Here is a 20,502-nt window from a genome sequence, read left to right as displayed (position 1 = left end):
AATGATGAATATGCCCGTAACTAAAACCGTCGCCGCCAAGGCGCCGGAACAACCGAAAACCGCAATCTCGGCCCTGTGGCGTCCGGCGCTGGTGCAAGCTTTCGTCAAGCTCGACCCACGGCAATTGCAACGTGCGCCGGTCATGCTGGTGGTCGAACTGACGGCGATCCTGACCACCGTGCTGTGCTTCGTGCCGGACACGGCGGTGCCGACCTTCGTCGCCGCGCAGATCGCGGTGTGGCTGTGGTTCACCGTGCTGTTCGCCAACTTCGCCGAAGCCCTGGCAGAAGGTCGCGGCAAGGCCCGTGCCGACAGCCTCAAGGCCGGTAGCGAAGGTCTCAGCGCCCGGCGCAAGACCAGCAACGGCACCTTCCAGGTGGTGCCGGCCACCAGCCTGCGCAAGGGCGATGTGGTGCGCGTCGAAGCAGGGGAGATGATCCCTGGTGACGGCGAAGTGATCGAAGGCATCGCGGCGGTCAACGAAGCGGCGATTACCGGTGAATCGGCGCCGGTGATCCGCGAGTCCGGTGGCGACCGCTCGGCCGTCACCGGCAATACAAGGCTGGTGTCCGACTGGTTGCTGGTGAAGATCACCGCCAACCCTGGCGAGTCGACCCTGGACCGCATGATCGCCCTGGTCGAAGGCGCCAAACGCCAGAAAACCCCGAACGAAGTGGCGCTGGACATCCTGCTGATCGGCCTGACACTGATCTTCCTGATGGTGGTCGTGACCCTGCAACCGTTCGCCCACTTCGCCAATGGCAGCCTGCCGCTGGTGTTCCTGGTGGCGTTATTGGTCACGTTGATTCCGACCACCATCGGCGGGTTGCTGTCGGCCATCGGTATCGCCGGCATGGACCGGCTGGTACGCCTGAACGTGATCGCCAAGTCCGGTCGTGCGGTGGAGGCGGCGGGCGACGTGCACGTCCTGCTGCTGGACAAGACCGGCACCATCACCTTCGGCAACCGTCGTTGCTCGGCGGTGTATGCCGCCCCGGGTGTGACCGCCAGGGAACTGGCCGAAGGCGCATTGCTGGCTTCGCTGGCCGACGACACCGCTGAAGGCAAGTCGATCGTCGAATACCTGCGTGGCACTCATCCGCAGCCGGAGCCATCCGCCGATGTGCTGACCGCCGTGCCATTCAGTGCCGAAACCCGCTTGTCCGGTGTCGACTATCAGGGGCGCGTGTTTCGCAAAGGCGCGGTGGATTCGTTGCTGGCGTTCGTGGACCTCAAGCGGGCTGATCTGACTTCGCCGTTGTCCCGTGAGATCGACAGGATCGCTCAAAGCGGCGGCACGCCGTTGCTGGTGTGTGCCGACGGCAAGCTGCTCGGTGCAATCCACCTCAAGGACGTGGTCAAGCCCGGCATCCGCGAACGTTTCGCCGAACTGCGCAAGCTGGGCATTCGCACCGTCATGGTCACCGGCGACAACCCGTTGACCGCCGCCGCCATCGCCGCCGAAGCGGGTGTGGATGACGTGCTGGCGGAAGCTACGCCTGAGAAAAAATTGGCGCGCATTCGTCACGAGCAAAACGACGGTCGTCTGGTCGCCATGTGCGGCGACGGCGCCAACGACGCCCCGGCACTGGCCCAGGCGGATGTCGGCATGGCGATGAACGACGGCACGCAAGCGGCACGTGAAGCGGCCAACATGGTCGACCTCGACAGCGACCCGACCAAGCTGCTGGACGTGGTGCAGATCGGCAAGGAGTTGCTGGTGACCCGCGGTGCGCTGACGACCTTTTCCATCGCCAACGACGTGGCCAAGTACTTCGCGATCCTGCCGGCGCTGTTCGCCGCGATCTACCCGCAACTGGGCGTGCTCAACGTGATGCACCTGAGCAGTCCGCAGAGCGCGATTCTCTCGGCGATCGTATTCAACGCCCTGATCATCGTGGTGCTGATCCCGCTGGCATTGCGCGGTGTGCGCGTGCAGGCGGCGAGTGCGGCGGCGTTGTTGCGACGCAATCTGCTGATCTATGGACTGGGCGGGATCCTGGTGCCGTTCGTGGGCATCAAGGCGATCGACATGCTGTTGACGGCGTTGCATCTGGTTTGACTGAACACCCCCACACCCACTGTAGGAGCCAGCTTGCCAGCGATGGGCGATAACGATAACGCGCTCTGTCTGGATGAACGCAGTGCCCTGCGGTACATCGCGAGCTCGCTCCTGCAATTCGAGGATTTTGAAATGTCCACATTGATACGCCCGGCCCTGAGCCTGCTGGTCCTGATGACGCTGATCACCGGCGTCGCCTATCCACTGGTGGTCACCGGCGTGGCCCAGGTCGCGTTCCCGGATCAAGCCAACGGCAGCCTGGTGCGTGATGCCGAGGGCAAGGTCCGCGGTTCCTCGCTGATCGCCCAGGATTTCGTCGGTGACGCCTGGTTTCACCCGCGCCCATCGGCCGGTGCCTTTGCTACCGTGTCGAGCAGTGCCAGCAACCTGTCACCGAGCAACCCGGCCTTGGCCACTCGTGTGATCGACGACGCCAACAAGCAGTTGGTACCAGGCCAGGGGCCGGTGCCATTGGCGCTGGTCACTACCTCCGGCAGCGGTCTGGATCCACACTTGCCACCGGCGGCGATTGCCTATCAACTGGCGCGTGTTGCGGCAGCGCGCAATCTGCCGGTGGCGACACTGCAACAACTGCTGGACGCCCACATCGAGCAGCCATTGGTAGGCCCGCCGGTGGTGAATGTGCTGGAATTGAATCTGGCGCTGGAAAAACTGTAGATCGGTGGCGCAGCCATTCGCGAACAGGCTCGCTCCCACATGGGAATGCATGCCTCTGTGGGAGCGAGCCTGCTCGCGAAGACCACCTTGGCATCACCACATGAACATCTGAAAAATGAGACCCACTGGCATGAGCAACTCCGGCCGCGCCGATGCACTGTTAGCAGACCTGCCCCGCGATGGCCGTGGCCGGCTCAAGGTATTTCTCGGCGCCGCGCCGGGGGTGGGCAAGACCTACGCCATGTTGCAGGCAGCCCACACCCAGTTACGCCAAGGGGTGAAAGTCATTGCCGGCGTCGTCGAAACCCACGGCCGGGCCGAAACCGAAGCACTGCTTGGCGGCTTGCCGCAGCAGCCGTTGCTGCGCTCGGAATACCGTGGCGTATTGCTTGAGGAAATGGACCTCGACGGTCTGCTGGTCGCCAAGCCGAAACTGGTGCTGGTCGACGAACTGGCGCACACCAACGCCCCCGGCAGCCGCCACGAAAAGCGCTGGCAGGACATTCAGGAACTGCTCGCCGCCGGCATTGACGTGTACACCACGGTCAACGTCCAGCATCTGGAAAGCCTCAACGATCAGGTGCGCGGCATTACCGGCGTGCAGGTCCGTGAAACCCTGCCGGACTGGGTATTGCAGGAGGCCTACGAACTGCTGCTGATCGACTTGCCGCCACGGGAATTGCTGGAGCGCTTGCGTGACGGCAAGGTCTATGTACCGGAGCAGGCGCGGGCGGCCATCGACGCGTTCTTTTCCCAGACCAACCTGACGGCCCTGCGCGAACTGGCGATGCAAACTGCTGCGGCCCAGGTCGATAACGATCTGGCCCAAGGCTATCGTCAACTCGGTCAAGCGGCGCCAGCGGTACGCGGGCGTTTGCTGGTAGGGGTCGACGGCGATGCCCAGGCTGAGCGTCTGGTACGGCATGCCAGTCGCGTGGCCCAACGGCGGCACCTGCCCTGGAGCCTGGTGCACGTGGACAACGGCCGCGTGCGGGACGAACAGTCGCGCCTGCGCCTGCAAAACGCCCAGCAACTGGCCGAACGGCTGGGGGGCGAAGTGGTGCTGCTGCGGGCCGGTGAGGTGGCGAAGACCTTGATCCAGCACGCTGCCGAACGCCGTGCCAGCCTGGTGCTGGTCGGCCAGTCCCGGCCGCGTTTGCGCCGACGTCTGTTCGGTGGCGGGCTGGCAGCGCGGCTGCTGCGCAATGCCCGCGGACTGGAAATCAACGTTCTCGACAGCGATCACCAACCGCATCAACCCCATCAGCGGTCGATGCATTCACTGGTCTGGTTCGACTACGCGTTGGCTGTGGTCGCGACGGTTCTGGCCAGTGCCCTGGCCTGGGCCGTGGCGAGTGTATTGCCACTGCCCAATATTTCACTGGTGTTCCTCGCCGCCGTGTTGCTGGTGGCGGTGCGCAGCAGTCTCGGGCCGGCCCTGGCCTGTGCGGCTCTGTCGTTTCTGACCTACGACTTTCTGTTCATTCCACCGAATTTTTCTTTCAGCATCCAGCGCGAAGAAGACGTGCTGACCTTGCTGTTCTTCCTGTTGATGGCGGCCCTCACCGGTAACCTCGCGGCGCGCCAGCGTCGGCAATTGCAGGCACTGCGCGACACTCAGGAAGAGACCACTGAATTGCTCGACCTGTCACGCAAGCTGACCGCCGCCACCGACCGCCAGGCGGTGGTCAGCGCGGCCGCCCAGCACCTCAACGGTTGGAGCGATGTGCAACTGTGCCTGCTCAATCGCGACGGGCAAAGCGAATGGAAAATCGAAACCGGTGGCCCGCTGGCGTTCACCGAAGCCGAGCGCGCCGCCGCCGATTGGGCCTGGCAACACGATCAACCGGCGGGTGCGGGCACCGGTACCTTGCCGTTCGGACGCTGGTGGTGGTGGCCGTTATCAGTGGAGGACGGCCCGCTGGCGTTGCTCGGCGTATGCGCCAGGGAAGGCCAGACCCTGAGCGGCCAGCGCCGACGCTTGTTGACCGCGCTGACCCAACCGTTGGCCCAGGCGCTGGCCCGGGCGCAACTGGCCGACGATCTGGAAGCGGCGCGGTTGCACGGCGAAACCGAGCAGTTGCGCAGTGCCTTGCTGGCTTCGGTGTCCCACGATCTACGCACACCGTTGACGTCCATGCGCGGCAGTATCGATAGCCTGCTGGCCCTGGGTGAAGCGATCCCGCTGGAGGATCGACGGGAACTGCTCGAAGGCACCCGCGATGAAGCCGAGCGCCTGGACCGCTACATTCAAAACCTGCTCGACATGACCCGTCTCGGCCACGGTGCCCTGAAGCTGGCGCGGGACTGGGTATCGCCGGCAGACATCGTCGGCAGTGCGCTCAACCGCCTGCGGGCAGTCCTTGCGCCGTTGCAGGTCAGCACCGACGTACCGGCCGAGTTACCGTTGCTGTTCGTGCATGCTGCGCTGATCGAACAGGCACTGGTCAACGTGCTGGAAAACGCCGCGCGGTTTTCGCCGTCCCACGGGCGTTTGCAATTGCGCGCCGGGGCGGATGACAGTGAGCTGTTTTTCTCGGTCAGCGACGAGGGGCCGGGGATTCCGGAGGAGGAGCGGGCGAAGATTTTCGACATGTTCTACACCGCGGCGCGGGGTGATCGTGGCGGGCAGGGGACCGGGCTGGGGCTGGCGATTTGTCAGGGCATGGTCGGTGCCCATGGCGGGCGCATCAGCGTTGCCGATGGCATCGAGGGGCGCGGCACCTGCATCACCTTGCACTTGCCGTTGCAGGCTCAACCGGGATACGAGAGTGAAGCCTGATCGTGCTTGCGCTACTCTCTTGCCACTTCATTGTGTTGATGTGAATTCATGAGCCAGACCGCGACCATCTTGGTCATCGACGACGAACCGCAGATCCGCAAATTCCTGCGCATCAGCCTCGCCTCCCAGGGCTATAAGGTGCTCGAGGCCGGCACCGGCAATGACGGATTGGCACAGGCTGCGTTGAACAAACCGGACTTGCTGGTGCTCGACCTCGGCTTGCCGGACATGGATGGCCAACAGGTATTACGCGAATTTCGCGAGTGGTCGACGGTGCCCGTGCTGGTACTTTCCGTGCGTGCCGGTGAAGGGCAGAAAGTCGAGGCCCTCGATGGCGGCGCCAATGACTACGTGACCAAGCCGTTCGGCATTCAGGAATTCCTGGCGCGGATTCGCGCGTTGTTGCGCCAGGCACCCGTCGGCGAGGTGCAGCAAGCGGCGCTCACCTTCGGTCCATTGACGGTCGACCTGGCGTATCGCCGGGTGCTGCTCGACGGTATCGAGGTCGCGCTGACGCGCAAGGAATACGCTGTGCTGGCGCAACTGGCGCGGCATCCCGGGCGGGTGATCACCCAGCAGCAATTGCTCAAGGACATCTGGGGGCCGACGCACACCGAAGACACTCATTACCTGCGCATCGTGGTCGGGCACTTGCGCCAGAAACTGGCGGATGACCCGACCCGGCCCAGGTTCATCGTGACCGAGGCGGGGGTGGGGTATCGGTTGTTGAGTGAGTAGTTTTGAAATTTTGTGGTGACTGATCTGGCCCCATCGCGAGCAGGCTCGCTCCTACATGGGATCCAGGTCAGACACACATTTTGTGAACGCCAAAAATTCACTGTGGGAGCGGGCTTGCCCGCGAAGAGGCCCTGATAGTCACCCGAGAATTTTCAGACGATCAGTTCTGCTCATTCTCATAACGATCCAGCGTATCCCGCGCAATTTCCCGTCCCAGCGCGATCAGCTCCGGCGCCTTGTAGAACTCGAAAAACCGGCACACGCGTTTAGGCACGTTGATCAGGATGTCCGGCGGATACCCGGCAATCTTGTACTGTGCCAGCGACGTCTGCATCACCTCGAAACTCTGGTTGATCAAATCCAGCAAGGACGCCGGTCCTACGTTGTCGATGATGAACGAGCCGGTGGCGGAGCGGGGCGCACCACTGGTTTCCGGAGCGGCCGCGGGTTGCTGCCCCTCGGGCTCGGCGGATTCGATCCACGAGTTGAGGTCCGCACCTTCGGCCTTCAAGGCCTCCTGTTCGAGGATCAACAGTTGCTCGGCCTGCTTGCGGCGGAACGGCAGCTTCGAGCCGAGGGAGTTGATCAGGCTGTCGAAGCGGGTCCTGAAGGCGGCGGGACGCTGGATGACCGGCAATTGATAGTGGCGCTGGTTGGTGGAGTTGAGGTTGACCGCGATGATCAGATCGCAATGGCTCGACACCACCGGCACGATCGGCAACGGGTTGAGTATGCCGCCATCCACCAGCATGCGGTTGCCTTGCATCACCGGGGTAAACAGGCTGGGGATCGCCGCCGAGGCGCGCATGGCCTGATGCAGGCAACCTTCCTGGAACCAGATCTCCTGCTGGTTGGTCAGGTCGGCGGCAACGGCCGTGTAGGGGATACGCAAATCTTCGATGTTGATTTCGCCGACGATCTTGCGGATTTGCCCGAAGACTTTCTCGCCACGAATCGCCCCCAGACGAAAACTGACATCCACCAGACGCAACACGTCGAGATAGTCCAGGCTCTCGATCCAGTCGCGGTAATCATTGAGTTTGCCGGCGGCGTAGATCCCGCCCACCACCGCGCCCATGGAGCAACCGGCGACACAGGCGATGTCATAGCCACGCCGTTCGATCTCTTCAATGACCCCAATATGCGCATAACCCCGGGCTCCACCCGAGCCCAATACCAGTGCGACACGCTTTTTCATGAATCGCCCTCGTTTGAATGGTTCAACAATGCACCCATCGAGGGTCATGCTTCAATCGCCATGGTCGTTCGATGAGGCAGTAGCGTCGTATTTTCGACACTCCATGGCGGCACATGGTTATTCTCCCCGGCGCTATAGTTTGCACAGTGGACCAACGGCACTTTTCAGGTGCCACACCGTCTTACCTGCACGACTGTTGACCTATTTTTGAGGAGTGAGTAATGAAAGCCTGGATCTGCGTGCCATTGATTGCCCTGGCGCTCGCCGGCTGTGCCGGCAAAACCGCCTACCGCGACAGCTGTGGCAGCCAGCTCGATGCCGCGTGGCATGAGCTGGACCTGGCCAAGGCCGAAGGTTTCGCCGGGACCGTCAGCTACTCCAAGGCCTTGTCGCTGTTGACCGCGGCCAAGACCCAGCAGCAATTCGAGGGGTTCGAAGGCTGCAGCCACAAGGCCGAGAAGGCCCGTTTCTATATTCGCGAGTCGCGCGCGGGGCGTTGAAGGCAAAAAGCAGCGTCAGGCTCTAAGCTACCAACTGCAAGACTCATCGGGCTTGCAATTCGTAGCCTGGAGCCTGGCGCTGTTTACGGAGTAAACCCCCATGATCGATCGGTTGGTGGCTCAGGTTCTGGGCCTGGAAATTCGTCTGCTGGCCTGTCAGGCCCGCTTGAAAGAACGTACTGACCCTGAAGCGTTACACGATCTGCGCACCACCATGCGTCGGCTACGCAGCCTGTTGCGGCCCTTGCGCGGGCTGCCCGGTGTCGAGCAACTGGAAGCGGCAGCCTCCCGGATGGGCGAGCTGACCACACCCTTGCGTGATCGCGAAGTGCTGGCGGCGTACCTGCTACAGCACCATCAACCCCAGGCCGCACAGTGGCGCATGGCGCAAATGACCGAGGCCTATCCGGCCGTGGCGGCCAGCCCGGAGCTCGCGCAATTGTTGATCGTCCTCGATGCGTTTCCGCGTTTTCTGCGGGCCGCCCAGCGTCAGGGATTGCTCAAGGGCCTGCGCAAGCGTATCGAAAAGCGCCTGGGCAAACAGTGGAAAATACTCGACGAGGCGCTGCATGACCCGGCCCACGACCGTCATCGTTTGCGCTTGCTGATCAAGCGCGTGCGCTATGGCATCGACGCTTATCCCGAACTGGACCGTTTGCCGAAAGCAGCCATGCCCCGGTTGAAATCGGCCCAGGGCGCGCTGGGTGACTGGCACGATTGCGTGCAATGGTTGGCCATGGCCGAACAGGAAGCGGATTTGCAACCCTGTGTTGCGGTCTGGACCGCCACCATGGCCGAGGCCGAAAGCCGTGCAGACCGGGTGCTGGAAAAACTCAGCAAGGCCTGTTTCAAACCCTGAGATCACTATCGGAGACAAACTGTAGGAGCGAGCTTGCTCGCGATGACGGATTAACATTCGGCAACATCGCGACTGTTACACCGCTATCGCGAGCAAGCTCGCTCCTACAGGGTTATATGTTCGGCATGAGCCTTGTGCGGCTTATCTGTCAGTCAATTTGGCCGGAATGGGTACTGTGCAGCCTTCGCCAGCTGGTTAAGATCCCTTTGTCTTTTTTTCGATCCTTGAGGTTTTCATGCGTTTTTCCGAACTGCTCGACGCTGTCCGTAGCCAGCCGCTGGGGCTGTCTATCCCGGCCTCCTGGGCCCAGGGGCGCGCCAGCTTCGGCGGACTGGTGGCCGCCTTGCAGTACGAAGCCATGCGTGCCCGGGTGCCGGTGGACCGTCCGGTGCGCTCGCTGGCAATCACCTTTGTCGGCCCGGTTGAACCCGAGGTTCCGGTCAGTTTTGAAGTCGACGTGTTGCGCGAAGGCAAGGCGGTCAGCCAGGTGTTGGGCCGGGTGATGCAGAAGGGGCAGGTGGTGACGTTGATCCAGGGCAGTTTTGGTGCCTCACGCCCTTCGGAAGTGGCGGTGGCCGCAGATCCGGCACCTGAAATGAAGCACTGGGACGAGTGCCAGGAATTGCCTTTTGTCGAAGGCGTCATCCCGGAATTCATGCGGCATCTGGCGATGCGCTGGAGTGTCGGCGGGCTGCCGTTCAGCGGTAGCACGTCCCGGCAAATGGGCGGCTGGGTGCGTTTGCGCGGCGACGTGAAAGAAGAGGCCGTCAGTGAGGCGCATATCCTGGCACTGGTGGACGCCTGGCCGCCGGCCCTGATGCCATTTCTGAAGAAACCGGCGATGGGCAGCACATTGACCTGGACTATCGAATTCGTGCAACCGTCGCTGGAACTGAACACCCTGGAGTGGTGCAAATACCTTGTCGAAACCGAGCACGCCACCGACGGCTACGGGCACGCCGCCGCGAAAATGTGGAGCGCGGATGGTCGGTTGATCGCCATGAGCCGGCAGACAGTGACGGTGTTTGCCTGATCAGTGACGGCGGTGGCGCTCCCGCCAGGCGCGCCACCAGCCACCGCTGAGGAAGAACCGCGGAAACGTCAGGAACTGCTCGACCATCAAGCGCGATATCGCGTCCTTGCGGTCACTGAAGGGTTCGGCGGCTTGCGTCTCCAGGCTGTGGCCGTGACGTTGCAAGGCCAGCGCGGCAAACACACCGATCACACCAATGGCGATGTTCGCCAGGCTCAGGCTGAACACCCCGGACACGATCAACAGGAACGCCACGATGAACAGCGGCACCGCGATCAGGTGCAACACCAGGTTGGTCGGGTGCTGATGATTGTCCGGGTACGCTCGCCATTGCCAGGCGGGAAGGTTGGGGTGACGTTTGCCCATGATGCTGATCCTCGATCCATGTTGAGTACATGTAATCAAGAATAGGCCCGGTCAATGCTGGCGGCGAATCAAGGCTGGCTATTGGCTTGATAGGTGTCATGACTGGATTTGATGTTATCCGCTCTGACGCTATCGCGAGCAGGCTCGCTCCCACAGTAGATCTGTGTTTACCCCAACCTGATGACCACTGAAAATCCAATGTGGGAGCGAGCCTGCTCGCGATGGGGCCCTTACAGTTTGAGCTGACCGATAGCCTTGCTCAACTCCCCGGCCAATGCCGCCAGCTCATTGCTGGTCGTCGCCGACGTCACCGTCTGCTGCACGGTGTTCTCGGTCACGTCACGGATGCTCACCACCGCCCGGTTCATCTCTTCCGCCACCTGGCTCTGCTGCTCGGCCGCCACCGCGATCTGTGTATTGCTTTCACGCATCTGCGCCACCGCACCGGTAATCTCTGCCAGTGCCACACCAGCCTCTTGCGCCTGTTGCACGCAATCGTCGGCCTTGAACGAGCTCTCCTGCATGAAATCCACGGCGTCACGGGTTCCGGCCTGCAACGCTGACACCATGAGCGTGATTTCGTCCGTAGAGCTCTGCACGCGTTTGGCAAGGTTGCGCACTTCATCGGCGACCACGGCAAAACCGCGACCCATCTCGCCGGCCCGGGCCGCTTCGATGGCGGCGTTGAGTGCCAACAGATTGGTCTGTTCGGCGATGCTGTGAATCACGTTGACCACGCCGTTTATCTTCTGACTGTCCTCGGCCAGGCGTTGAATCATCTCGGCGGTCTGCTGGACGCCGGTGGACAGTCCGGCAATCGAGCGCTGTACCCGCGTCACGACCTCCTGCCCGCTGCCGGCCAGGGTATCGGCCGATTGCGAAAGGTCACGGGTGGCACCCGCATGTTGAGCAATGTGATAGACCGTTGCGGTCATTTCATTGATCGCCGTGGCGGCCTGATCGGTTTCGCTTTGCTGACCGAGCATGCCGTGGCGCACTTCATTCATGCTGGCTGCCAGCCGTGCGGCACCGACGTCCAGTTGCCGGGCGGTGCTGGCGACGGTATTGACCACCCGTTGATAACCGGCCTGCATGGCGTTGAAGGCGTTGGCCATTTGCCCGACTTCGTCGCTGCAGGCCAGTGGCACGCGAGCTGACAGGTCGCCGGTTTTCTCTACGTGCAGCATGACGTCTTTCAAGGTGTTGAGCTGGCTGAGCAGGAAGCGGATCAATAACTGCGATGCGCCGAGCATTGCCAGCATCAGGATGAACACCGCCAACGCATAGTTGGTGAAGCGCTCGTTGAACACCTGGCTCAGGCTTGGACCGTAGGCAATCACGGCGACCTGCTGGTCGTCGGCGCGTGCGAACACTTCGGCACCCATCAACGGATTGTCACCCAGCAGCGGCATTGAGTTGATCTCGACCCAGCCGTTTGCATCGGCAAGTTCGAGCACGGGCTGGCCATTCAGCGTCGGCGCCTGCCCGCGATTGAACGTCAGCAGGTTATCGGTCTTGGGCAGGGGTTGACCGGCGGGCCAGGCGCCAAGCAATCGCGCCTGTGACTGAGCCGAAGCCCGGGATGCATGACTGCGGGCCTGTTGTTCGAGCTGCACGGCGTACAGCACCAGCAAAAGCGTGGTGATGAAGGCGACAGCGTTGACCGCCCAGAATTTGTATTTCAGCGAGATATTGCTAAGCCAGGCACCCATGGAGGTCTTCTCTGATAGCGGAAACAGTTTTGGCAAGGTGCCAGCATTGTGCCGTCATGCAGAATCCGGATTTTGATGCAGGTCAATGTGGGAGCGGGCTTGCTCGCGAAGGCAGGGTATCAGTCGACATCAATGGTGTTTGATAGTCCCCCTTCGCGAGCAAGCCCGCTCCCACAAGGGGCAGTGTTTACAGGGCGATGGTGGGCAGCCTATAAAACGCTCGTGCACAGGCTGTCGTGTGCGCCGCCAGATCTTCCTGGCTTTCCCCGCGATGCAGCGCCACTTCGCGCAATACTTCGGTCAGGTACGCCGGCTCGTTTCGCCCGTTTTTCGGCTTGGGGCGCAGGCTGCGCGGCAGCAGGTAAGGTGCATCGCTTTCGAGCATCAGGCGCCCGCGCTTGATCTCCTTGACCAGTGGATGCAAATGCGTGCCCCGGCGTTCGTCGCAGATCCAGCCGGTAATGCCGATGTGCAAGTCCAGGTCGAGATAGCTGAACAGTGCCTTCTGTTCGCCAGTGAAACAATGAACCACGGCAGCCGGCAGCCGGTCGCGGAAGTCGCGCAGGATTTCCAGCAAACGCTGGCTGGCATCGCGTTCGTGCAGAAAGACCGGCAGTTGCAATTCAACGGCCATGGCCAGATGTTCTTCGAGGACCTTTTCCTGCTGCGGACGTGGCGAGAAGTCACGGTTGAAGTCCAGCCCGCATTCGCCCACGGCCACCACATTCGGCTCCTTGAGCAAGCTGCGCAAACGCCGGGCGCTGTCGGCGTTCCAGTCGCTGGCGCAGTGAGGGTGAATACCGGCGGTGGCGAACAGGCGCAGGGCACTTTCGTCCAGTTGCCGGCACAGTTCGAGGGCCTGTTCACTGCCCTCGACGCTGGTGCCGGTCAGCACCAGTTGGCACACGCCGGCCGCGTAGGCGCGATCGAGTACGGCCTGGTGTTTGTCGGCAAAACTGGCGTTGGTCAGGTTGACGCCGATATCGATGAGTTGCATGGTGCTACCTCGGCCCAAAGGCCGGAAAGCATATCAGAGCCGTGGATTTATAAGAAAAGCCAAGAACTACAACGAGTTAGCGCTGTCTCTTGAGCCGTGGACCAAGCTGGGTTGGTAGTTTTGCCATCATTGTGCCAGTCTTTCGCACTTTGCCAGCGCCTTGGGCGCTCTGTTTTTGTCGCCGCGCTTGATGATTTTCGTCATTGAAGCGGGCCTCATATTCTTTCCGGAGAGTGGATGATTCGTCCCTCGGTTTTGCTACTGCTGTGTTGTTCGCTGCTACTGCCGATGTCGGCGGTCGCGCGTCTGCCCGGGCCGCTGCAAGCCGTACCGGCCAGCAAGGTGCGCGATCTGGCGGAAATCCGCAGCAGCCGCGTGCTGCGGGTATTGGTCAACCAGAGCCGCAACAGTTCCGGCGAAGTCCAGGGGCAGGCGATCGGGGTCGAATACCATCGCCTCAGGGCGTTCGAGCAGTACCTCAACGGCCACGCCCGTGACGGTCAGGAAATCACCCTCAAGATCATTCCCAAGGCCAAGGATCAACTGCTCGGCGCATTGCAGCGCGGGGAGGGTGATCTGGTGGCGCCAGGCGAGTTGCTCGACCTGCAAGCGGGTTTCGCCGTCAGCACCAGTGAGCCGATTGCCAGCAACATCCCGTTGGTCCTGGTGGGTATCAAGGGCGAACGCCGCTACACCCGGCTTGAACAGCTCTCCGGCAAGACCCTGGCCTTGCCTGCCGGCAGCGCCGCCGGGGATGCTGTCAGCCAGATCAATCAAAAGCTCGCCTTGCACAAACTGCCACCAGTCAAAATCGAATGGGTCGATCCGAGCCTTGCCGTCGAGGATGTGCTGGAGATGGTGCAGGGCGGGATCTTCCACCTGACCATCGTTGAACAGCCGATCGCCGAACGCTGGGGCAAGATCCTGCCCAAACTGCGTTTCGACAAACAGGTACTCATCAGTGATCCGGGAGAGGAGTTCTGGTTCGTGCGCCGTGATGCCTCGATGTTGCGGGCCAGCATCGATCGCTTCCTCACCGGTTACAAAAAACCGTCGGATCAGGATGCCGCGTTCCTGCGGATCTATCGGCGTCTCTATCAAGTGCACTACCCACTGGCCAAGGCGGATCGGCAGCGTCTGGAAAAACTTCGCCCGGTGCTGCAAAAACACGCCGACGCCCAGGGCATGGACTGGCTGAACCTGGCGGCATTGGCGTTCAAGGAATCAGCGCTGCAGCCTGCGGCCGGAAGTGGCGGTGGCCCGACCGGCCTGATGCAGATCACGCCGTCTGCGGCGCAGCGGGTGGGGGTCAACAATATTCAGGATGTAGACGGCAATGTGCAGGCCGGGGCCAAGTACCTGGCGATGATCCGGCGCAAGTTTTTTGCCAGCCCGAAACTCAACGAGCGCGAACGCATGGCGTTTGTGCTGGCAGCCTACAACATCGGGCCGGAGCGGGTTCAGGGCATGCGCGCCGAAGCCCGGCGGCGAGGGTTGAATCCCAACCAATGGTTCTTCCAGGTCGAACGCATTGCCATGGAGCAAGTGGGTATGGGGCCGGTCAGCTATGTTAATAGCGTGAACAAGTATTACTTGGCGTTCGACCGGGAGCGGGAGTCGTTGGAGCCCCAGGGACAAAAGATTGTCTCACGCAAATGATCAGCTAATCTGATTGGTATGGTGGGTTTTTTGCGCTTTTAACATATGTATTGTTGATTAATATAGCGGCCATCCAACACTGACCAACAAGGAATGAAACAGCATGAGCACTCTGATCAACAAGGTACTTTCTACCCGCGCAGGCTACGGCCTGACGGTTCTGCGCATCGTTGTCGGTGTTGTCTTCGCCGCTCACGGTTCGCAGAAACTCTTCGGCGCATTCGGTGGTTATGGCCTGGCGGGAACCGCGCAGTACATGGAAAGCGTCGGGCTGACGCCGGGTTACCTGATGGCGGCAATGGCCGGCGGTATCGAATTCTTCGCCGGCCTGGCCCTGATCATCGGCTTGCTGGCTCGCCCGGCCGCACTTGGTCTGGCATTGCTGTCGCTGGTCGCGATTCTCACGGTGCACATCGGCAACGGTCTGTTCATGGCCAACAATGGTTATGAATTCGCCCTGGTGTTGTTCGGTGGCAGTATCGCGGTATTGATCGAAGGTGCGGGCAAACTCTCGGCGGACCGTGCCATCGCCGGTTGACCGCTCTGGCTCAACGAAAAGGCCCGCATTGCGCGGGCCTTTTTTGTTGAGCGTCATTCTTGACACTGTCCAGTCAGCTTCTCTAGGATGTTGCTCATGCGCCGATTTAAACAGCTACTTGCGGGGCGCCAGGTGACTCATCCAGTTGCCGATAGAAGCCGGAACAGGCTTCGAAATACCGCTAAAGCGCTGGTTCGGTGTTGCCTCTCACCTGCCATGCAGACTTTTGAGGCAGAGACACGACACAATGAATGCACTAAACCCCGTTGTACGTCCGGCGCCGATCACGGCACATCTCACCCAGCGCAATCCAAAAATCCTGCTTGGCGGCAAACATCAGCCGACGCTCTTGCGTTATCTCGATGGCTGGCCACGTCGTACCGGCGGTCCCGCTGCCTTCCTGATCCAGTTTGTCGAAGACGGTGAGTCGCTTGCTCGTTTCGCCGACGACAGTTTCGATCTGGCAGTGATTCAATCCCCCAGCCCTGAAGACGCGCCGGAAGTGATCAGGCAACTGACCCGCGTTGCCCGGCAAGGGCTGATCACCCGCCGTTGAGTTTTACGGGTAATCGATCGCCACGATATAAACACACTGCTCACCGGTTGGTGTCTGGACTCGAACTTCGGCGTCCAGTGCCTTGCCGATCAGGGCGCGGGCCAGCGGCGAATCAATGCTGATCAGGCCTTGTTTGAGGTCCAGTTCATCCGGCCCGACAATGCGGTAGCGCGACTCCTTGCCGTCCTCGTCCTCGATCGTGACCCAGGCGCCGAAATAGACCTTGTTCGGATCGCTGGGTTTTTCGCTGACGACCTTGAGCGCTTCCAGGCGCTTGGTGAGAAAACGCACGCGGCTGTCGATTTCTCGCAGCATCTTTTTGCCGTAGGTGTACTCGGCGTTCTCCGAACGATCACCCTGGGCCGCGGCTTCGCTGACAGCCTGGGTGACCTGGGGCCGGCGTACATGCCACAGTTCATGGAACTCGGCACGCATCCGCGCTTCACCCTCGGGGGTGATCAGCGCGGTGCCGGCGGTGCGGGGAGGGCGATAACGGCTCATGACAGCTTCTTGTGGTGTGGATGGCAGGAGTCTATCAACCCTCGCGCAGGACTGTCAGCGGGCTGGCGTTCAATGCCCGACGGGTGCCGAACACCCCGGCACCACCGATCAGCACGCCACCCGCCAGTGGCAGCAGCAACAGCCATGGATGCGGATGCCATGGCAGGTCGAAGGCGTAGCGGTAGAGCACCAGGCTCACCAGTTCCGATCCCAGTGTCGCCAGCAAACCACTGACTGCACCGAGCAAGCCGAACTCGATGCGCCGCGCCTTGACCAGCAATTGCCGTTCGGCCCCCAGCGCTCGCAGCAATGCGCCCTGGCGAATGCGTTCGTCGAGCGTCGCCTGCAGGCCGGAAAACAGCACCGCCATGCCCGCCGCCAATACGAACAGCAACACGTACTCCACCGCCAGGGTGACCTGGGCGAGAATGCTGCGCAGTTGTTCCAGCAAGGCTTCGACCTGCAGGATCGTTACCGCCGGGAAGGCACGGGACAGGTCGACGATCTGTTGGTCATGGCCCGGTGCCAGATAGAAGCTGGTCAGGTAAGTCGCCGGCAGATCCTTCAGGGTGCCGGGCTGGAAGATCATGAAGAAGTTCGGCTGGAAGTTGTCCCAGTTGATCTCCCGCAGGCTGGTGACTTTCGCCTCGCGATTGACCCCGCCAACGCTGAAAACCAGTTGGTCGCCGAGCTTGATTTTCAGGCTTTCAGCGACCTTGCCTTCCACCGATACGCCGGGAACGCCGTCCGGCGTCTGTTCGTTCCACCAATGGCCGCTCGTGATTTTGTTGCCCGCTGGCAGGTCCGCGGCCCAGGTCAGGCTGAGGTCGCGCTGGATTGCCCGATCGCCCGCCGACTCCTTGGTGACGATCTGCTGCACCGGTTCGCCGTTGATGCTGATCAAGCGCCCCGGCACCACCGGATACAACGGTGCCGATTGCGCCGACACGGCGATCAGGTGATCGGTGAAGGCCTGTTTATCCGCGGGCAAGATGTTCAAGGCGAAGTAATTGGGGGCGTTTTTCGGCAACTGGTTTTGCCAGGTATCCAGCAACTCGCCGCGCAGCAGCGCAATCAGCGCCATCGACAGCAGAATCAGGCCGAACGCCAGGGACTGGCCCGCGGCAGCGAGGGGGTGGCGCAGCAATTGCCCGAGTCCCAGGCGCCAGGGCAGGGACGCACGGGCGAGCATGCGTCGCAGGCTCTTCAACAGCAGCAGCAACAATCCACCCAGCACCAGCGCTGCAATCACGCCGCCGCCGAGCAGGGCAAAGGTCAGCAGCAGGTCCAGGCTCAGGCGCCACATGATCAGGCCGAGGGCGCCCAGTGCTGCACCGTAGACCATCCAGGTGCTGGAAGGGATGGGCAGCATGTCCCGACGCAATACGCGCAATGGCGGAACCCGGCCAAGAGCCGCCAGCGGCGGCAAGGCGAAACCGGCCAGCGCAACCAGCCCGGTGCCGATCCCGGCAACGGCCGGAAACAGCCCGCCGGCAGGCACGTCGGTTGGCAGCAAGTCATGCAGCAGGGCAAACAATCCCAACTGTGCGAACCAGCCGAGGAGGGCGCCGCTGATGCTGGCCAGCAGTCCGAGGACGCTCAGTTGCAGGCTGAACAACACCAGGGTTTCCCGGCGCGACAGCCCGAGGCAACGCAGCAGCGCACTGGCATCGAATCGACGGCTGGCGAAACGGTTGGCCGACAGCGCCACCGCCACGCCGGACAGCAACACCGCCACCAGGCTGGCCATGTTCAGGTAGCGTTCGGCTTTGCCCAGGGCGCCACCGATCTGCCGGTTGCCGTCGCGGGCGTCCTGCAGGCGCTGATTGGCGGCGAGGCCCGGTTTTATCAGTTGCCGATAGGATTCCAGCGCCTTGGCATCGCCGCGCCACAACTCCCGATAGCTGACCCGGCTGCCGGGCTGCACTACACCGGTGGCCGCAAGGTCGACGAGATTGATCAGCACTCGCGGCGTCAGGCTGTAGAAATTGCCGGCGCGGTCGGGTTCGTACGTCAGCACCCGCGTCAGTTTCAGGGTTTTCATGCCGACATCGATGCTGTCGCCGATCTTCAGGTCCAGGGCGGTCAGCAGGCGTGCCTCAACCCAGGCTTCGCCGGGTTTCGGTCCTCCACCGGGTTCCTCCACGGCAAAGGGCGCGGGTGCGCTTTTCAGTTCACCACGTAGCGGGTAGGTGTCATCGGCCGCCTTGATGCTGGACAGCTGGATGCCGTTGTCGGTGGCGATAACGCTGGAAAACTCCACTACTTGAGCGTGTTCAAGACCCAGTTCGATGCCGCTTTTCATTTGCTCGGGACGCGCAGGCGAGCTGCCTTCGAGCAGCAGGTCGGCACCGAGGAATTCGGTGGCGCGCAGCATCATGGCGCCGTTCAGGCGCGCACCAAAGTAACCGATGGCGGTGCTGGCGGCCACGGCCACCAGCAAGGCGAAAAACAAAACGCGCAATTCACCGGCGCGGGCGTCGCGCAGCAATTGGCGGATGGCGAGACTGAACAGACGCAACAGCGGCAGACGTGCCATCAAGGCTCCAGAGGGGCGACCAGCAGGCCGGCTTCAAGACGGATCAGGCGCCGGCAGCGATGGGCCAGGCGTTCATCGTGAGTCACCAGCACCAGGGTCGTGCCGCGTTCCTTGTTGAGCTCGAACAGCAAGTCGCTGATGCGCTCGCCGGTGTGGCTGTCGAGGTTGCCGGTCGGTTCATCGGCGAACAGCACGTCGGGCTCGGCGGCAAATGCGCGGGCAATCGCTACGCGTTGTTGCTCGCCCCCCGAAAGCTGGCGCGGCGAGTGGGTCAGGCGCTGGCCCAGTCCCACGCGTTGCAGTAATTGGGTGGCGCGCTCGCGGGCGTCCTTGCGGCCATCGAGTTCCAGCGGCAGCATGACGTTTTCCAGGGCATTGAGGCTGTCGAGCAACTGGAATGACTGGAACACAAAACCCACGTGCTCGGCGCGGATGCGCGCGCGCTGGTCTTCATCGAGGTTGCTCAGGCCTTGCCCGGCGAGAGTGACTTCGCCGCTGCTCGGCAGGTCGAGGCCGGCGAGCAGGCCCAGCAGGGTGGACTTGCCGGAACCCGAAGCGCCGACGATGGCCAGGCTGTCGCCCTTGTTCAGTTCCAGGCTGAGTTCGTGCAGGATGGTCAGTTCACCTTCCGCGCTGGGAACCACTTTGCTAAGGTCCTTCGCGATGAGAATGCTTGCGCCCATGGAGAGTCCGATGCGTGTCTGGTTTTTGAGTGCTGGCCTGGCCCTGTTGTGCATGGCCCAAAACGCAGCGGCGGGTACTGTCCTGATCGTTGGCGATAGTATCAGCGCCGGTTTCGGGCTGGATACCCGGCTGGGGTGGGTGTCGCTGCTTGAGCAACGGCTCAGGAGCGAAGGTTTCGACGACAAGGTGATCAATGCGTCGATCAGTGGCGACACCAGCGCCGGAGGCCAGGCGCGCCTGCCTGCGCTGCTTGTAGAGCATAAACCGGAACTGGTGATCCTCGAGTTGGGCGGCAATGACGGCCTGCGCGGATTGCAGCCAACTCAATTGCAACAAAATCTTGCGTCGATGATCGACAGCTCCCGGGCCAGTGGTGCCAGGGTGTTGCTGCTCGGCATGCAATTGCCCCCCAATTACGGTGCGCGTTACACAAAGGCGTTTGCCGAGGTCTACAGCAACCTGGCCGATGAGAAAAAGATCCCGCTGGTGCCGTTTTTCCTCGACGGCGTGGGCGGTCATCCGGACTTGATGCAGGCAGACGGCATACACCCGGCGGCCGGGGCCCAGAGCAAGTTGCTGGAAAATGTCTGGCCTACCCTAAAACCGCTGTTATGACACTTTTCTAGACGCAGGCTTTCGGCTAAGGTGGCGCCCCCGATTTGGAGCCCCCGATGCCGCGTCCCGCCTGGTCACTCTTTGCCTATCAACTGATCGAGCCTGACGAACAGCTGGATCTGTTCGCCTGCCAGGAAGTGCGGGTGCATCTGGTGACCCGTCAGCTGGAGCTCGGTGGCTCGGCGGATCGCACCTTGTGTGGCAGCCTGTTGCCGGCGCAGCCTCGGTGGTCGAGTGTTGATCGCCGGGTGTTTCAGGATCAGCGGCTGTGTTCGTTGTGTCGGGCCATTCTTGAGTCGCAGAAGCGTGGGACTTCGCCGATCTGGCCGGAATTGCGTTTCGAGCTTTGATCTGTTGTTGCGCGTTGGCATTTTGCTGACTGTGTACATATCCGTTTCTGCGGTAACGGCGACTTAGGGTTTCGCCCATACGGCCCCTCGCCTGGGCTCGGCGTTCCTTCGCTCCGGCATTCATCCGGGGGCATT

Annotated in this window: 19 protein-coding genes; 12 read left to right on the top strand and 7 right to left on the bottom strand. The window is 62.0% G+C overall.

Translation table 11 applies throughout. The features are described from left to right. Positions 1-4: 4 nt before the first annotated feature. The 4 genes from kdpB to ACLD1X_RS08600 all read left to right on the top strand — a co-directional run bounded on the left by kdpB (position 5) and on the right by ACLD1X_RS08600 (position 6,260). Entirely contained in the window at positions 5-2,062 is a 2,058-nt protein-coding gene (gene kdpB, locus ACLD1X_RS08615) for a potassium-transporting ATPase subunit KdpB (RefSeq protein WP_429366946.1), read from the top strand. A gap of 132 nt (positions 2,063-2,194) precedes the next feature. Continuing rightward, the gene (gene kdpC, locus ACLD1X_RS08610; RefSeq protein ID WP_429366945.1) at positions 2,195-2,740 is read left to right on the top strand and encodes a potassium-transporting ATPase subunit KdpC; all 546 of its coding nucleotides are present in this window, start codon (positions 2,195-2,197) and stop codon (positions 2,738-2,740) included. 130 nt (positions 2,741-2,870) lie between these two features. Then, positions 2,871-5,522 carry a DUF4118 domain-containing protein gene (locus ACLD1X_RS08605; protein WP_429366944.1) on the top strand — a complete coding sequence of 884 codons (2,652 nt, stop codon included), beginning with the start codon at positions 2,871-2,873 and terminating at the stop codon, positions 5,520-5,522. Positions 5,523-5,570: 48 nt separating this feature from the next. Next, positions 5,571-6,260, top strand: coding sequence for a response regulator (locus ACLD1X_RS08600; protein ID WP_429366943.1), 690 nt, complete (start codon positions 5,571-5,573; stop codon positions 6,258-6,260). Between the two features lie 160 nt (positions 6,261-6,420). Here ACLD1X_RS08600 and ACLD1X_RS08595 read toward each other — a convergent pair whose 3' ends face one another. Beyond that, positions 6,421-7,458, bottom strand: a complete 1,038-nt coding sequence (locus ACLD1X_RS08595) for a patatin-like phospholipase family protein (protein WP_429366942.1) — start codon at positions 7,456-7,458, stop codon at positions 6,421-6,423. Positions 7,459-7,679: 221 nt separating this feature from the next. Between ACLD1X_RS08595 and ACLD1X_RS08590 the strand changes: the two genes are divergently transcribed. The 3 genes from ACLD1X_RS08590 to ACLD1X_RS08580 all read left to right on the top strand — a co-directional run bounded on the left by ACLD1X_RS08590 (position 7,680) and on the right by ACLD1X_RS08580 (position 9,850). Further along, positions 7,680-7,958 carry a hypothetical protein gene (locus tag ACLD1X_RS08590; protein ID WP_008017838.1) on the top strand — a complete coding sequence of 93 codons (279 nt, stop codon included), beginning with the start codon at positions 7,680-7,682 and terminating at the stop codon, positions 7,956-7,958. A 100-nt stretch (positions 7,959-8,058) separates the two neighbouring features. Next, positions 8,059-8,817 (top strand): CHAD domain-containing protein, encoded by a 759-nt coding sequence (locus ACLD1X_RS08585; RefSeq protein WP_429366941.1) that lies wholly within the window; start codon positions 8,059-8,061, stop codon positions 8,815-8,817. Between the two features lie 235 nt (positions 8,818-9,052). Continuing rightward, positions 9,053-9,850: an acyl-CoA thioesterase gene (locus ACLD1X_RS08580; RefSeq protein WP_429366940.1), complete on the top strand. Its 798-nt coding sequence runs from the start codon at positions 9,053-9,055 to the stop codon at positions 9,848-9,850. Here ACLD1X_RS08580 and ACLD1X_RS08575 read toward each other — a convergent pair whose 3' ends face one another. The 3 genes from ACLD1X_RS08575 to ACLD1X_RS08565 form a co-directional block, all read right to left on the bottom strand. Next, positions 9,851-10,216, bottom strand: coding sequence for an Mpo1-like protein (locus tag ACLD1X_RS08575; protein WP_429366939.1), 366 nt, complete (start codon positions 10,214-10,216; stop codon positions 9,851-9,853). 230 nt (positions 10,217-10,446) lie between these two features. Further along, a complete protein-coding gene (locus tag ACLD1X_RS08570) occupies positions 10,447-11,928 on the bottom strand; it encodes a methyl-accepting chemotaxis protein (protein ID WP_429366938.1) in 1,482 nt (493 codons plus the stop codon). 187 nt (positions 11,929-12,115) lie between these two features. Further along, the gene (locus tag ACLD1X_RS08565) at positions 12,116-12,925 is read right to left on the bottom strand and encodes a TatD family hydrolase (RefSeq protein ID WP_429366937.1); all 810 of its coding nucleotides are present in this window, start codon (positions 12,923-12,925) and stop codon (positions 12,116-12,118) included. A 237-nt stretch (positions 12,926-13,162) separates the two neighbouring features. On the opposite strand from ACLD1X_RS08565, the gene ACLD1X_RS08560 reads away from it, so the two are divergent. From ACLD1X_RS08560 to ACLD1X_RS08550, 3 genes are all read left to right on the top strand, one after another. Continuing rightward, positions 13,163-14,584: a transglycosylase SLT domain-containing protein gene (locus tag ACLD1X_RS08560; RefSeq protein WP_429366936.1), complete on the top strand. Its 1,422-nt coding sequence runs from the start codon at positions 13,163-13,165 to the stop codon at positions 14,582-14,584. A 103-nt stretch (positions 14,585-14,687) separates the two neighbouring features. Continuing rightward, entirely contained in the window at positions 14,688-15,122 is a 435-nt protein-coding gene (locus ACLD1X_RS08555; RefSeq protein WP_429366935.1) for a DoxX family protein, read from the top strand. Between the two features lie 247 nt (positions 15,123-15,369). Continuing rightward, positions 15,370-15,678, top strand: coding sequence for a class I SAM-dependent methyltransferase (locus ACLD1X_RS08550; RefSeq protein ID WP_429366934.1), 309 nt, complete (start codon positions 15,370-15,372; stop codon positions 15,676-15,678). Between the two features lie 3 nt (positions 15,679-15,681). On the opposite strand, the gene greB is transcribed toward ACLD1X_RS08550, so the two are convergent. The 3 genes from greB to ACLD1X_RS08535 are packed head-to-tail and all read right to left on the bottom strand — an operon-like array spanning position 15,682 to position 19,401. Next, the gene (gene greB, locus ACLD1X_RS08545; RefSeq protein WP_007973570.1) at positions 15,682-16,179 is read right to left on the bottom strand and encodes a transcription elongation factor GreB; all 498 of its coding nucleotides are present in this window, start codon (positions 16,177-16,179) and stop codon (positions 15,682-15,684) included. 34 nt (positions 16,180-16,213) lie between these two features. After that, positions 16,214-18,718 carry an ABC transporter permease gene (locus ACLD1X_RS08540; protein ID WP_429366933.1) on the bottom strand — a complete coding sequence of 835 codons (2,505 nt, stop codon included), beginning with the start codon at positions 18,716-18,718 and terminating at the stop codon, positions 16,214-16,216. After that, a complete protein-coding gene (locus tag ACLD1X_RS08535; RefSeq protein WP_007991765.1) occupies positions 18,718-19,401 on the bottom strand; it encodes an ABC transporter ATP-binding protein in 684 nt (227 codons plus the stop codon). Before ACLD1X_RS08535 ends, ACLD1X_RS08540 begins: the two co-directional genes overlap by 1 nt. 10 nt (positions 19,402-19,411) lie before the next feature. On the opposite strand from ACLD1X_RS08535, the gene ACLD1X_RS08530 reads away from it, so the two are divergent. Together ACLD1X_RS08530 and ACLD1X_RS08525 are read left to right on the top strand one after the other, a co-directional pair. Then, complete coding sequence (locus ACLD1X_RS08530; protein ID WP_429366932.1) at positions 19,412-20,017, top strand: arylesterase; 606 nt, start codon at positions 19,412-19,414, stop codon at positions 20,015-20,017. A gap of 56 nt (positions 20,018-20,073) precedes the next feature. After that, positions 20,074-20,367, top strand: a complete 294-nt coding sequence (locus ACLD1X_RS08525) for a hypothetical protein (RefSeq protein WP_003226812.1) — start codon at positions 20,074-20,076, stop codon at positions 20,365-20,367. Positions 20,368-20,502: the final 135 nt, after the last annotated feature.

This window comes from Pseudomonas sp. 18173 (assembly GCF_050432945.1).
Taxonomy (GTDB): Bacteria; Pseudomonadota; Gammaproteobacteria; order Pseudomonadales; family Pseudomonadaceae; genus Aquipseudomonas.
The sequence above is the reverse complement of the archived record's forward strand: the minus strand, read 5'-3'. Positions and strand labels throughout refer to the sequence as shown.